Origin of the sequence: Caulobacter sp. KR2-114, from assembly GCF_049446115.1 — a bacterium.
Lineage (GTDB): Bacteria > Pseudomonadota > Alphaproteobacteria > Caulobacterales > Caulobacteraceae > Acaudatibacter.
This window is the reverse complement of the sequence record NZ_JBMSEC010000001.1, coordinates 401,062-413,219: the sequence shown is the minus strand read 5'-3', so window position 1 is coordinate 413,219 and position 12,158 is coordinate 401,062. Positions and strand designations below refer to the sequence as shown.

Here is a 12,158-nt window from a genome sequence, read left to right as displayed (position 1 = left end):
CCCTCGGGTGGCGGTCGATGTGGGTTGCGCAGGCAACCGGGGCGGGCCTATGGCCAAGGCATGAACGCCGCGCCGCCCGTCGTGATCCTCAATGAGCCTCAGCTTGCCGAAAATATAGGGGCCGTGGCGCGGGTGATGGGAAATTTCGGCCTGGCCGACCTGCGCCTGGTGCGGCCGCGCGACGGCTGGCCCCAGGACCGCGCCTGGGCCAGCGCCTCGGGCGCCAACTGGCCGCTCGACAACGCCCGCATCTGCCAGACCCTAGACGAGGCGATCGCCGACCTGCAGCTGGTGCTGGCCACCACCGCCCGTCCGCGCGAGACCGCGCTGCCGGTGCTGACCCCGCGCGAGGCGGCGGGGCGGCTGCGCGGCGCGGTGGACGAAGGCCAGGCGGTGGGGCTGCTGTTCGGCGGCGAGCGGGCGGGGCTGGAGACGGCGGACATCGCCCAGACCCACGGCATCGTCACCATACCGATCGATCCGAAGTTCCACTCCCTCAACCTCGCCCAGGCCGTGGCGATCAACGCCTACGAATGGCGGCTGACCGAATCGGACGCCCCGCCGCCGAAGTTCCGCGAAGGCGCGCCGCCGGCGGTCCAGGCGGTCGTGCTGGGCTTCTACGAGCAGCTGGAGGGCGAGCTGGAGGCGGCCGGCTTCTTCCATCCGGCGGAGAAGAAGGCCTCGATGGTGCGCAACCTGCGCGTCGCCTTCGGCCGTGCGCAGCTGTCGGAACAGGAGGTGCGCACCCTTCGCGGCGTGGTCACCGCCCTGGCCAAGGGGCGCGGACGCGTGCTGGCCAAGCTGGCCGAACGGCGCGCCGCCGAACAGGGCAAGCAAGAGGCGCCCGAACGCTAGCCGGCGCCCGCGTCGCGGTTACGCCGCGGACATCACGCTGAAATCTCGACCATTCGTGATCCGGCTTGGAGCCGATGCGATCCGCGGCGCCTTGCCTTCGCCGCGAGGCTTCGGAATATCCGGGCCGGTTGCGTAGGAGCGGTGCATGGATCGGCGGCGGCTGTTGACCACGGGCGGCGCCTTGGCGGCCCTGTCGGGCGTCCTGTTGGCTCGGCAGGCGCGGGCGTCGGCGCTGGACGATCTGGTGGCCCCCTGGGACCTGAAGACGGCGGCCCGGCAGGCCTGGCTCTACTGCCTGCCGCTGGTGGAGATGGCCACCACCCGCAGCCGCATGCTGGGGCCCGATCCCACGGGCATGAAGGCCCGGGTCAACGGCTTCGTCTCCATGCGCGACCTTGCCGGCCCGGCCACGCGCACGGTGACGACGCCCAACAACGACACCCTCTATTCCAGCGCCTGGATCGACCTGGCGGCCGGGCCTGTGCGCCTGACCCTGCCGTTCACCGGCGCGCGCTATTTCTCCGTCGCCCTGATGGACATGTTCAGCAACAACTTCGCGGTGCTGGGCGCCCGCACCACGGGCGGGGAGGGCGGAAGCTTCATCATCGCCGGGCCGCGCGACCCCGCGCCGCCGGGCGCGATCCGCTCGCCGACCCCCTGGGTCTGGGCCCTGGCCCGCACCCTTGTCGACGGCGAGGCCGACCTGCCGGCGGCGCACGCCGTGCAGGATGGCCTGGCGATCAAGGCGCGGCCGGGGCGCATGCCGGACCAGAGCGTGGGGCGCAGCGCCGCCTGGAACGACTACTTCCTGTGGGCCCAGACCCTGCTGGAGGAGAACCCGCCGCCGGTGACCGACACCGCCTTCTTCCGTCGCATCGCCCCGCTGCAGCTGGGCATGACCGGGGGCTTCGAGCGGGCGCGCTTCGCCGACAGCGAGATGGGGCAGGTGGAACAGGGCGTGGCCGAGGCGCGCCAGGCGCTGCTGGAGCCGCGCGGGCGCCAGCTGGTGGCGGACGGCTGGTCCTATCCGCCTGCCGACCTCGGCGACTTCGGCCAGGACTACGACCTGCGCGCGGCGGTGGCGCTGGGCGGGCTGGCGGCGCTGCCGCCGGCCGAGGCCATGTATCTGCGCGCCATCGCCCCCGGGGGCGGCCCGATCTTCCGGGACGGGCGCTTGCGGTTGCGCCTGCCCGCCGACGTGCCGGTCGACGGCTTCTGGTCGCTGACGATGTACGAGGCGACGGACCAGGGGCAACTGTTCCTCACCGACAACCCGATCAACCGCTACAGTCTCGGCGATCGCACGCCGGGCCTGGCGCGCAACGCCGATGGCGGGATCGACATCTACATCCAGCGCACGGACCCTGGCGAAGGTCGCCGCGCCAACTGGCTGCCGGCCCCGGCCCAGGGGCCTTTCGCCCTGACGTTCCGGGCCTATCTGCCGAAGCCGGCGCTGGTGCGCGGCGCCTGGCGCCTGCCGGCGCTCGAGGATTTGGACGCCGCACCTGCCGCGCCCGCCGTCGCAAAGCCGGCCCCGCCGCCTGCGCCCGCACCGAGGCGGCGCAAGCGCTAACCGGCTGGTCACATCTCGGCGTTATGCAACGCTGGGGTTGCGAGGGCTTTGAGGGAATGTCCGACGTGGTTCGACCACGCGCGGCCGAGGTGGAGGCCGCGATCGGCCTGTTCGCGGCTTCGGCCAGGAACCTGCCCGCGCGCATGGTCATCGCCCTGGCGACGGTGCTGGCCGCCCTGCCGGTGATGCCCGCCTGGTTGCCGTTGGCCTGGTTCGTTACCGTGGCGATGCTTGGCGTCGCCGAACTGCTGATCAGCCGCTGGCTGCGCGCCAGCGCCGCGGCCCGCGCCTGGCGGGGCGTGCTGGTGCTGCCCAGCGCCATGGCGGTGGTCACCGGCGTGCTCTACGCCGCCTGCGCGACGGCCTTCTGGCTGACCGGGCTGGGCGCGGCGCGCGTGTTCGCCATCTGCCAGATCACCAGCTCGCTGCTCTATGTGCTGCTGCAGTACTATTCGCGGCCGAAGACCTTCCTGGTCGTCGCCGCGCCCTATCTGCTGGGCGTCGCGGTGGGCGCCGGCAATGTGGTGGCCATGGTCTGGCGCGTCCACCGGCCGTGGCAGTCGCTGACGGTGATCATGTCGCTGGCGCTGCTGTATTACTTCTTCCGCGTGGCGCGAGAGCAGCTTGCCGCCTCGCGCACCGCCCTGCGCGCGGCCCGCGCCGAAGCCCAGTCGCGCGGGGTCGCGGCGGAGGCGGCCAACGCCGCCAAGTCGAGCTTCCTGGCGATCATGAGCCACGAGATCCGCACGCCGCTGAACGGCGTGCTGGGCATGGCCCAGGCGATGGCGGCCGACGAGCTGGCCCCCGTGCAGCGCGAGCGGCTGGACGTGGTGCGCCAGTCGGGCGAGGCGCTGCTGGCGATCCTCAACGACGTGCTGGACCTCTCGAAGATCGAGGCCGGCCGCTTCGAGCTGGAGGCCATCGCCTTCGACCTCAGCGACCTGGCCCGCGGCGCCCATTCGGCCTTCACCGCCCTGGCCAACAAGAAGGGTCTGTCGTTCGCCCTGACGATCGAGCCGGAGGCGCTGGGGACCTACCAGGGCGATCCGACCCGGGTGCGGCAGATCCTCTACAACCTGATCTCCAACGCCCTGAAGTTCACCGACCAGGGCGAGGTGCGGGTGACCGTCAGCCGGCCGGACGGCGCCCTGCGCATTAGCGTCGCCGACACCGGCCCCGGCATTGCGCCGGATCACCTGGCCAGCCTGTTCGACCGCTTCACCCAGGCCGACGCCTCGACCACCCGCAAGTACGGCGGCACCGGGCTGGGTCTGGCGATCTGCCGTGAGCTGAGCGCCCTGATGGGCGGGACGGTGACGGCCGACAGCACCCCGGGCCAGGGCGCGATCTTCGTCGTCAGCCTGCCGCTGCCGCGGCTGGCCGAGGCCGCCGAGCCCCAGGCCCGCCCGGACACCGCGCCCGAGCCGTCGCAGCGGCTGGCGGTGCGCGTGCTGGCGGCGGAGGACAACAGCGTCAACCAGCTGGTGCTGAAGACCTTGCTGCACCAGATCGGCGTGGAGCCGGTGGTGGTGGAGACCGGTGTGGCGGCCCTGGACGCCTGGCGGGGCGGCGACTGGGACGTGATCCTGATGGACATGCAGATGCCGGAGATGGATGGCCTGGAGGCCACCCGCCGGATCCGCGCGGCGGAGGCCGCCTCTGGCCGGCCGCGGACGCCGATCGTCGCCCTGACCGCCAACGCCATGGCCCACCAGATCCGCGACTGCCTGGCCGCGGGCATGGATGGTCACGTGGCCAAGCCGCTGGAGGCGGGCAAGCTGTTCCAGGCCCTGGAGGCGGCGCTCGAGGGCGAGACCATGCCGCAGGCCGGCGCTACGGCGGCGTAGGACCGGCCGCGTCCGGCTGCGGCGGGGCGATGGCGCGGATCAGCCGGCCCACTGTCGCGCCCTGCACGATCACCGAGAACATCACCACCACATAGGTCGCCGCCACGATCACGTCGCGGGTCGGGCCGGCGGGCAGGGCGAGCGCCATGGCGATGCCGATGCCGCCGCGGAGGCCGCCCCAGGTCAGCAGTGGAAACGCCTGCCGGAAGTTCAGCAGCTTGCGCCGGGCCGCCAGGGTCGGGGCCACCGACAGGGCGCGCGCGCCCAGCACCAGCGGCACGCAGGCCGCCCCCAGGATGAACAGCCGCGGCGCGCCGAACAGCGGCAGGCCCTGCAGGCCGATCAGCAGGAACAGGGCGGCGTTCAGGATATGGTCGACCAGGTCCCAGAACTTCATCAGGTGGTCGCGCGTGGCCTCGCTCATCGCCGTGCGCGCCGCGACATTGCCGATGATCAGGCCCGCCACGGCCATGGCCACCGGCCCGGAGACGCCCAGCGGCTCGGCGACCGCATAGCCGCCCATGACGATGGCGATGGTGATCAGCGCCTCGGTCGCATAGTCCTCGATCGAGCGCATGGCGCCATAGCCGATGGCGGCGATCAGCAGCCCCAGCAGCACGCCGCCGCCGGCCTCGCGCGCGAACAGCAGCATGCCCTGCGCCAGGCGGGCCGAGGGGGCGGCGGGGATCGGGTTCAGCGCCATGCCCAGCAGGATGCTGAACAGCACCACGCCGACGCCGTCGTTGAACAGGCTCTCGGCCGCCACGGTGGTCTTCAGCAGCTTTGGCGCGGCGGACGGCTGCAGCAGGGCGATCACCGCCACCGGATCGGTGGGGCTGATCAGGGCCCCGAACACCAGGCGCCAGGCCAGCGGGATCTCCACCCCCACCCAGCCGCCGATGACGCCCACGCCCACCGCGATGATCGCCGTCGACAGCACCACGCCCACCGTCGAGAGCTCGGCGATGGCCCAGGCGCCGCGCCGCAGCTCGCCCAGGTCGATGTGCAGCGCTCCGGCGAACAGCAGGAACGACAGCATCACGTTCAGCAGCGCCGTCTTGAAGTCGATGCCGTCCATGAAGCCGCGGATCGACAGGCCCAGGCGCGCCTCCGGGATCAGCTGGTCGATCAGCGCCACGACCAGGGCCGCGACCGCCCCCGTCAGCGTCAGGGCGATGGTCTGCGGCAGCTTCACCGTCAGGTGGTTCAGGTAGCCGGCGGCGGCGGCGGCGACGATCACCACCGCGGCGGTCTGGAAGACGTCGAAATGCATGGACGCGCGCCGGGCCCTGCGAGGAAACTGTCGGCGCCTTGGTCGCACGCCGCGGTTGGGGCGAAAAGCGAAACCGGCGCCGCGGGGCCAGGCGATTGACTTTGCCGCCCTCCGCCGTCATAAGCCGCCCCTTCACGCCGCCGGGACGACCGGATCGGCGCGAAGATACATGACGGGTGACGCGTGGACCGCCGTTGAGATCGCGCCTCCATCAGGGGAGGGGCCGGGCCGTGTCGAAGATGGAAGTGAATACGCATGTCTAAGCGCCACTCGGCGAAGTACAAGATCGACCGGCGGATGGGCGAGAACATCTGGGGTCGCCCGAAGTCCCCGATCAATCAGCGTTCCTACGGCCCCGGCCAGCACGGCCAGCGCCGCAAGTCCAAGGTCTCCGACTTCGGCCTGCAGCTGCGGGCCAAGCAGAAGCTGAAGGGCTACTACGGCAACCTGACCGAGAAGCAGTTCAGCCGCACCTACACCGAGGCCGCCCGCCGCAAGGGCAACACCTCCGAGAACCTGATCGCGCTGCTGGAATCGCGCCTGGACGCCATCGTCTACCGCGCCAAGTTCGTGCCGACCGTGTTCGCCGCCCGCCAGTTCGTCAACCACGGCCACGTGATGGTCAACGGCAAGCGGGTGAACATCGCCTCCTACCGCGTGAAGGCCGGCGACGTGGTGCAGGTGCGCGAGCGTTCGCGCAACATGGCCCTGGTGCTGGAAGCCCTGCAGCTGGTCGAGCGTGACATTCCCGACTACATCGAGGTCGATCCCAAGGCGATGTCGGCCAAGTACATCCGCACCCCGGAACTGGCGGAAGTGCCGTACCCGGTGAAGATGGAACCGAACTTGGTGGTCGAATTCTATTCGTCCTGATCTCCGCGGGGGCTAGGCCCCCGGGACGATGACGTATCGGATCAGGGGGTGCTGAGGGATCAGCACCCTCTTTTCTTTGGGCGGGCCGTCGTTGGTCCCGAAGCCCTTCAGCTTCCAGATCGGCGAGCGCACCAGCGCCAGGGCCACGAGGAAGCCCAGCATGTACAGCGGCTTGGAGAGCACGCCGCTCATGAACACCGCGCCGAGGATGGCGTGGTCCCAGCCGACCTTGTCGCGGTTGAACATCCAGGTGAGCATGATCGGCGCCAGGGCCACCAGGTCGTAGTCGTGGGCATAGGGCGTGATGCACAGCATGCCGCAGATCAGCCCCACCACGTCGCGGTTCGCCCAGGCGAAATAGATCCCGAACAGGGCGATCGGGATCGACCACCACAGCGCGTTGAACGCCGCCGACGGGTTCACCCGATGGGTGGTGACCATGATCTTGTTGAAGAACATCACCTCCTTGGGCCACTGCAGCCAGTGCTCGGGGCCGAACACCATGCTGGCGGCGATCAGCACCACGCCGGTGGCGATGGCCGCGCCCACCGTGCGCCAGTGTCCCCACAGCACGATCGGGGCCATCACCATGAACTGCGGCTTGATGCACGCCGCCGTGCCCAGCAGCACCCCGGCCAGCAGCGGGCGCTTCTCCAGGAAGCTGAAGCCTGACAGGATCAGCGAGCCCATCAGCAGGGTCGACTGGCCGGAGACGATGGCGAACGAGGCGGCCGGGGTCCAGACCACCAGCAGCGCCGCCAGCATCGGCCGCATCACGAAGGTGCAGGTCAGGGCGAACAGGCCCAGGCTCAGGCTGGTCCAGATCGCGTAGGCGGTCTCCATCGGCAGCTGGCCGAACGGCCAGAGGAACAGCATGAAGGTCGGCGGGTAGGCGTAGGGCCAGTACCCGGTGATGTGCATCTTCTTCTTGATGACCTCGATGATCGCGTGGTCGTAGGGCGTCTGCCAGTGGCTGGCGGCGGTCCAGAACACGTCGAAGTCGGCGGCGGTGTGGTGGTTGATGGCGACGACCGCGCCGCTGATCATGCCGGCCAGGGTGATGGCTATCCGGGTCAGCAGGCGCGCGCGCGGGCTGGCAAGCAGCGTGGCGGCGATGGCGCGCCAGTCGGACAGACTCATAAGATTTCCCGGCCGCAAGAAAGGCGGGACTTCCATATCCCATTCCAGACGCTAGGAAAGGGGCGCGATGCTTCACGGCGTCGCGTGGCCTAAGGCACGGATTTGTTTACCGTGCCGGGACTAACTGGGCGCCATCGCCACGGCCGCTTCGGGACGACAAGGTGCAGACCACGGTGCAAAGGCCAGAGGCGAGGATGCCCGCCAGCAGCGACGCCGCCTATCCGGCGCCCGATCCGATCGTCGCCGCCACGCGCAACCGTCGCGGCGCGAAGCTCAGCCTTGTCGCGCCGATGCACAACGAGACCGAGGTGCTGGACGCCTTCTTCGGGCGAATCGGCAGGACCATCGAGGACCTGGGCGTCGAGGCCGAGGTGATCTGCATCGACGACGGCAGCCGCGACGACACCCTGGCGCGCCTGCTGGACTGGGCCCGCCGCGATCCGCGGATCAAGGTCATCGGCCTGGCCCGCAACTTCGGCAAGGAAGCGGCGATGACCGCCGGCATCGACGCGGCCACCGGCGACATGGTGGTGCCGATCGACGCCGACCTGCAGGATCCGCCGGAACTGATCGAGGAGTTCGTGCGCCTGTGGGAGCGCGGCTTCGACGTGGTGTACGGCGTGCGCGTGGACCGCAGCAGCGACAGCTTCGTCAAGCGCTTCACCGCCAACGCCTTCTACAAGGTGTTCAACCGGGTCTCGGACCTGTCCATTCCGATGAGTGCGGGCGACTTCCGGCTGATGGACCGGCGGGTGGTCGAGGCGCTGAAGACCCTGCCGGAGCGCAACCGCTTCATGAAGGGGCTGTTCGCCTGGGTGGGCTTCAGCCAGGTGGGCGTTCCCTATGTGCGCCCGCCGCGCGCCGCCGGGAACACCTCGTTCGGCTATCTGAAGCTGCTGCGCTTCGCCCTGGACGGGATCACCTCGTTCTCCACCGTTCCGCTGCGGGTGTGGTCGGTGCTGGGCCTCAGCGCCGCGGTGCTGGCCTTCTTCGCCGCCGTCGGCCTGGTGATCCGGGTGATGGTGGTCGGCCGCGAGGTGCCAGGCTACGCGTCGCTGATGGTGGTGATCCTGCTGGGCTTCGCCGTGCAGATGCTGGCCTTCGGCGTGCTGGGCGAGTATGTCGGCCGGCTTTATCAGGAAGTGAAGGGCCGGCCGATCTACATCGTCAGTCGCCGCGCCGGGTTCGAGGACTGAATGGATCGGCAGGTCTATGATCGCATGCGGGGTCTGGAAGACCGCCACTGGTGGTTCCGCGCCCGGCGCGACATCCTGACCGACCAGATTTCCCGCCTGGGGCTGCCGGCGAAGGCCCAGGTGCTGGAGGTCGGCTGCGGCACCGGCGGCAACCTCGGCATGCTGGGCCAGTTCGGCGACGTGCGCGCCGTGGAACCGGATGACGAGGCCCGCGGTTACGCCGCCGAGAAGGCGGGCGTGCCGGTGGAGCAGGGGCTGCTGCCGGACGGACTTCCCTTCGAGCCCGGAGCCTTCGACCTGGTGGCCGCCCTGGACGTGATCGAGCACGTGGACGACGACGCCGGCTCGGTGAAGGCGCTGGGCGCCTTGCTGAAGCCGGGCGGTTTCATGGTCACCACCGTGCCGGCCTACCGCTGGATGTGGTCGCAGCATGACGTGCTGCACCATCACAAGCGCCGCTACAGCCTGGGCGACTACCGCCGTCTGTTCGACGAGGCCGGGCTGACGGTGCGCAAGGCCAGCTACTTCAACACCGCCCTGTTCGCGCCCATCGCCCTGGTGCGGCTGGCCAAGCTGGTGCTGGGGCTGAAAGGCGCGGACGAGGACAGCCTTCCCAGCGCGCCGGTCAATGGCCTGTTCCAGCGCCTGTTCGCCGGCGAGCGGCTGTGGCTGCGGGGCGGCAGCTTCCCGTTCGGCGTCTCGATCCTGCTGATCGCGGAGCGCCCGGCGTGAATCGCCCGTCCCTCAAGCGCGAAGTCGTCGGCTTCCTGGTGATCGGCGTCATCGCCACCATCATTCACGCCGGCGTCGGCATGGCGGTGAACGGCTGGCTGAAGGTGCCTGCGCTGACAGCCAACGTGATCGGCTACACCAGCGCCTTCACCTTCTCGTACTTCGGCAACTCCAAGGCCACCTTCGGCCGCTCGGCGCGCGACTGGAGCCAGTTCGCGCGGTTCATGACCGTGTCGCTGGCGATGTTCGGCCTCAACGAGAGCATCGTCTACGTCTTCACCGTGCTGGCCCACTGGCCCTACCGGTTCGCCCTGATCCCGGCCCTGACGGTGGTGCCGGTGGTCTCGTTCGTGGTGTCCAAGCTGTGGGCGTTCCAGCGCCCGTTCAGCGAGGCCGATCCGGCCTGAGTGCGCCGGGCTGCGGCCAGCCGCTCCGGCCTTCCCACACTCTCACCGTCATCCTCGGCCTTGTGCCGAGGATCCATGAACACGGCACGGCGGGTGGCGCGCTTCGAAGGGCGCGCCACGACGGGGCGGCCGCCGTTCGGGAAACGCTCCGCTGCCGCTCGCGACTGCGTCTGTCGTGTTCATGGATCCTCGGGACTGACGCCCGAGGATGACGGTGGGGTAGGGCGAGGGGTGAGGCGCCCACGCTTTGGGCGCGCCCTACAGGAACACCCCGACCATGTCCTTCGGCACGCGCGCGGGCCGTCGGGTGACCGCATCGATCAGGCACCAGACGGTCAGGGCCTGGGCGCACATGGCGCCGTCGGGGCCGTCGATGCGGACGAAGCGGTCGAACTTCGCGCCGTGGGTCTTGTCGTGCACCCAGGTGCGCGCCGTGGCGGTCTCGCCGGGCAGCAGCGGCCGGCGGTAGTCCACCTCGTGGCGCAGCACGATCCAGGCCCACTTCGCCTGCTCCTCGGCCGGCAGGCGCGCCTGCCAGTGGGCGATGGCCATGGTCTGCACCCAGCCCAGGTAGACGACGTTGTTCACATGGCCGTTCTCGTCGATGTCGGCGGGAACGGGCGTGAAGCGCTTTTCGAAGACCTGCCGGCCAGGCGGCGGTTCGAACGCCGGGGCGCTCAAGCCTGCAGGACGCCCTTGTCGGCCAGCAGGGTCTTCAGCTCGCCCGACTGGAACATCTCGCGGATGATGTCGGCGCCGCCGACGAACTCGCCCTTGACGTAGAGCTGCGGGATGGTCGGCCAGTCCGAGAAGCTCTTGATGCCCTGGCGCAGGTCGTCGCTCTGCAGCACGTCGACGCCGACGAAGTCGACGCCCAGGTGGTCGAGCACCTGCACCGAGACGGCGGAGAAGCCGCAGCGCGGTTCGTCCGGCACGCCCTTCATGAACAGCACCACCGGGTGCTCGGCGATGGTCTTGCCGATGAACTCGTGGACGGGATCGGCGGCTACGGCGGCGTCGCTCACGGCAAGCCTCTTTCGGGAAAGGAGAAAATTGGTCGCCCTAGAGCTAAGAAGCCCGGGCCCTGCGGTCAAGCGTGCGCCGCTCGGTTCCCGCGGCGCGTTCGGCCGAGAAGCGGGCCATTTCGATCTGTGCGGCGACGGCGGCCGGCAGGTCGCGCTCGGTGACCTCCGCCAGGGCCTCCAGGTGCTTGTGGCTGTCGACCTCGACGACCACACTGGCGACGGCCGTCTCGGTCAGGGCGAACCCCAGGCAGATCTCTTCGGCCTTCCAGCCGTGGGTGTCGTGCAGGAAGTTGTACGATCCGAGGCCGGCGAGCGGGTAGGTCGGCCGGGAGAACCAGCGCCGCTTGACCGCCTTGGGCTCGGCGATGGCGCGGGCCTCCTCCGGGTAGGGATCCAGCGCGACCACCGACATGCCTTTGTCGGTGGCGGTGCGCACGCGCAGCCGCTCGCGCCAGCCCGACAGCAGGTTGAAGGGCGCCAGCAGCACATCGAAGGCGCCGCCGTGCACGTGCTGCATGCCCTCGTCGCCGGCCACCACCACGCCCAGCCGCAGCACGCGCGAGGCCGAGCGCAGATCCTCCAGCGCCCAGACGCTCTCGTTGTGCAGTTCGCCGTCGCCATCGACGATCACCAGGTCGAGGGCTTCGAGCCCGGTCGCCAGCAGCACATGGTCGACCTGCGCGACGATCTCGTCCGGCCCCAGGCCGTCCGACAAGCGCAGGGCGACGAAGATCAGCCGCCGCTCCACCGAGCGGGCCGCATAGGCCAGGCCTTCCAGCAGCGCCGACGTCGGGTGGACCACCTCGAAGGCGTTGACGCCGTTCTCGAAGGCGGCGTGGATGAAGGCCAGCCAGGCGTCCGGATCGCCGCCGCAACGCTCGCCGTTCAGCCTCAGGCTGAGGGTGGAGACGGCCATGCCGGTCTTGCCGAGCGGGCGGTAGCGCATCGATTCAGCCGGCCTTCGGGGTGGTCTCGAGCGCCAGGGCGTGGAGCTCGCCGCCCACCTTGCCGTTCAGGGCGGCGTAGACCAGCTGGTGCTGGCGCACGCGGCTGAGCCCCGCGAAGGCGCTGGAGGCGATGCGCGCCTTGTAGTGGTCGCCGTCGCCGGCCAGATCCTCGATGTCGATGTCGGCATCGGGGAAGGCCGCCCGCAGCTCGGCTTCCAATTGGTCGGCAGGCATGGGCATGGAGGCGCTCCGGCTCGGATTACGTGTCTGACGCATATTGATTAACAGGC

Annotated in this window: 13 protein-coding genes; 7 read left to right on the top strand and 6 right to left on the bottom strand. The window is 70.1% G+C overall.

Annotated elements, in window-relative coordinates; translation table 11 throughout:
• The first annotated feature begins 60 nt into the window (after nt 1–60).
• The 3 genes from ACO2Q3_RS01750 to ACO2Q3_RS01740 all read left to right on the top strand — a co-directional run bounded on the left by ACO2Q3_RS01750 (nt 61) and on the right by ACO2Q3_RS01740 (nt 4,275).
• Complete coding sequence (locus ACO2Q3_RS01750) at nt 61–855, top strand: RNA methyltransferase (protein ID WP_423304660.1); 795 nt, start codon at nt 61–63, stop codon at nt 853–855.
• 145 nt (nt 856–1,000) lie between these two features.
• The gene (locus ACO2Q3_RS01745; RefSeq protein ID WP_423304659.1) at nt 1,001–2,428 is read left to right on the top strand and encodes a DUF1254 domain-containing protein; all 1,428 of its coding nucleotides are present in this window, start codon (nt 1,001–1,003) and stop codon (nt 2,426–2,428) included.
• A 65-nt stretch (nt 2,429–2,493) separates the two neighbouring features.
• Nucleotides 2,494–4,275 carry an ATP-binding protein gene (locus tag ACO2Q3_RS01740; protein ID WP_423304658.1) on the top strand — a complete coding sequence of 594 codons (1,782 nt, stop codon included), beginning with the start codon at nt 2,494–2,496 and terminating at the stop codon, nt 4,273–4,275.
• On the opposite strand, the gene ACO2Q3_RS01735 is transcribed toward ACO2Q3_RS01740, so the two are convergent.
• The gene (locus tag ACO2Q3_RS01735; protein ID WP_423304657.1) at nt 4,262–5,548 is read right to left on the bottom strand and encodes a cation:proton antiporter; all 1,287 of its coding nucleotides are present in this window, start codon (nt 5,546–5,548) and stop codon (nt 4,262–4,264) included. The two genes, ACO2Q3_RS01740 and ACO2Q3_RS01735, sit on opposite strands and share 14 nt — an antisense overlap.
• Before the next feature lie 255 nt (nt 5,549–5,803).
• On the opposite strand from ACO2Q3_RS01735, the gene rpsD reads away from it, so the two are divergent.
• Nucleotides 5,804–6,421, top strand: coding sequence for a 30S ribosomal protein S4 (gene rpsD, locus ACO2Q3_RS01730; RefSeq protein ID WP_423304655.1), 618 nt, complete (start codon nt 5,804–5,806; stop codon nt 6,419–6,421).
• A 12-nt stretch (nt 6,422–6,433) separates the two neighbouring features.
• On the opposite strand, the gene ACO2Q3_RS01725 is transcribed toward rpsD, so the two are convergent.
• Nucleotides 6,434–7,561: a glycosyltransferase family 87 protein gene (locus tag ACO2Q3_RS01725; RefSeq protein WP_423304653.1), complete on the bottom strand. Its 1,128-nt coding sequence runs from the start codon at nt 7,559–7,561 to the stop codon at nt 6,434–6,436.
• A gap of 194 nt (nt 7,562–7,755) precedes the next feature.
• Here ACO2Q3_RS01725 and ACO2Q3_RS01720 point away from each other — a divergent pair, with 194 nt between their 5' ends.
• The 3 genes from ACO2Q3_RS01720 to ACO2Q3_RS01710 are packed head-to-tail and all read left to right on the top strand — an operon-like array spanning nt 7,756 to nt 9,896.
• Nucleotides 7,756–8,757 carry a glycosyltransferase family 2 protein gene (locus ACO2Q3_RS01720; protein ID WP_423304652.1) on the top strand — a complete coding sequence of 334 codons (1,002 nt, stop codon included), beginning with the start codon at nt 7,756–7,758 and terminating at the stop codon, nt 8,755–8,757.
• Entirely contained in the window at nt 8,758–9,489 is a 732-nt protein-coding gene (locus ACO2Q3_RS01715) for a class I SAM-dependent methyltransferase (RefSeq protein ID WP_423304651.1), read from the top strand.
• Nucleotides 9,486–9,896 carry a GtrA family protein gene (locus tag ACO2Q3_RS01710; protein WP_423304649.1) on the top strand — a complete coding sequence of 137 codons (411 nt, stop codon included), beginning with the start codon at nt 9,486–9,488 and terminating at the stop codon, nt 9,894–9,896. The genes ACO2Q3_RS01715 and ACO2Q3_RS01710 overlap by 4 nt, the downstream gene beginning before the upstream one ends.
• Before the next feature lie 258 nt (nt 9,897–10,154).
• Here ACO2Q3_RS01710 and ACO2Q3_RS01705 read toward each other — a convergent pair whose 3' ends face one another.
• From ACO2Q3_RS01705 to ACO2Q3_RS01690, 4 genes are read right to left on the bottom strand one after another with little or no spacing between them, the layout of a single operon-like run.
• Nucleotides 10,155–10,577 carry an acyl-CoA thioesterase gene (locus tag ACO2Q3_RS01705; protein WP_423304648.1) on the bottom strand — a complete coding sequence of 141 codons (423 nt, stop codon included), beginning with the start codon at nt 10,575–10,577 and terminating at the stop codon, nt 10,155–10,157.
• Nucleotides 10,574–10,921, bottom strand: coding sequence for a Grx4 family monothiol glutaredoxin (grxD, locus tag ACO2Q3_RS01700; RefSeq protein ID WP_423304647.1), 348 nt, complete (start codon nt 10,919–10,921; stop codon nt 10,574–10,576). Before grxD ends, ACO2Q3_RS01705 begins: the two co-directional genes overlap by 4 nt.
• Nucleotides 10,922–10,964: 43 nt before the next feature.
• Nucleotides 10,965–11,867: an aldo/keto reductase gene (locus ACO2Q3_RS01695; protein WP_423304645.1), complete on the bottom strand. Its 903-nt coding sequence runs from the start codon at nt 11,865–11,867 to the stop codon at nt 10,965–10,967.
• 4 nt (nt 11,868–11,871) lie between these two features.
• Entirely contained in the window at nt 11,872–12,108 is a 237-nt protein-coding gene (locus ACO2Q3_RS01690; protein ID WP_423304644.1) for a BolA/IbaG family iron-sulfur metabolism protein, read from the bottom strand.
• Between the last annotated feature and the right edge of the window lie 50 nt (nt 12,109–12,158).

Excerpts from the sequence above, each read along its gene's own strand:
- ACO2Q3_RS01750 (WP_423304660.1), top strand. The coding sequence starts at position 61 with ATGAACGCCGCGCCGCCCGTCGTGATCCTCAATGAGCCTCAGCTTGCC.
- ACO2Q3_RS01745 (WP_423304659.1), top strand. The coding sequence starts at position 1,001 with ATGGATCGGCGGCGGCTGTTGACCACGGGCGGCGCCTTGGCGGCCCTG.
- ACO2Q3_RS01735 (WP_423304657.1), bottom strand. The coding sequence starts at position 5,548 with ATGCATTTCGACGTCTTCCAGACCGCCGCGGTGGTGATCGTCGCCGCC.
- rpsD (WP_423304655.1), top strand. The coding sequence starts at position 5,804 with ATGTCTAAGCGCCACTCGGCGAAGTACAAGATCGACCGGCGGATGGGC.
- ACO2Q3_RS01725 (WP_423304653.1), bottom strand. The coding sequence starts at position 7,561 with ATGAGTCTGTCCGACTGGCGCGCCATCGCCGCCACGCTGCTTGCCAGC.
- ACO2Q3_RS01720 (WP_423304652.1), top strand. The coding sequence starts at position 7,756 with ATGCCCGCCAGCAGCGACGCCGCCTATCCGGCGCCCGATCCGATCGTC.
- ACO2Q3_RS01715 (WP_423304651.1), top strand. The coding sequence starts at position 8,758 with ATGGATCGGCAGGTCTATGATCGCATGCGGGGTCTGGAAGACCGCCAC.
- ACO2Q3_RS01695 (WP_423304645.1), bottom strand. The coding sequence starts at position 11,867 with ATGCGCTACCGCCCGCTCGGCAAGACCGGCATGGCCGTCTCCACCCTC.
- ACO2Q3_RS01690 (WP_423304644.1), bottom strand. The coding sequence starts at position 12,108 with ATGCCCATGCCTGCCGACCAATTGGAAGCCGAGCTGCGGGCGGCCTTC.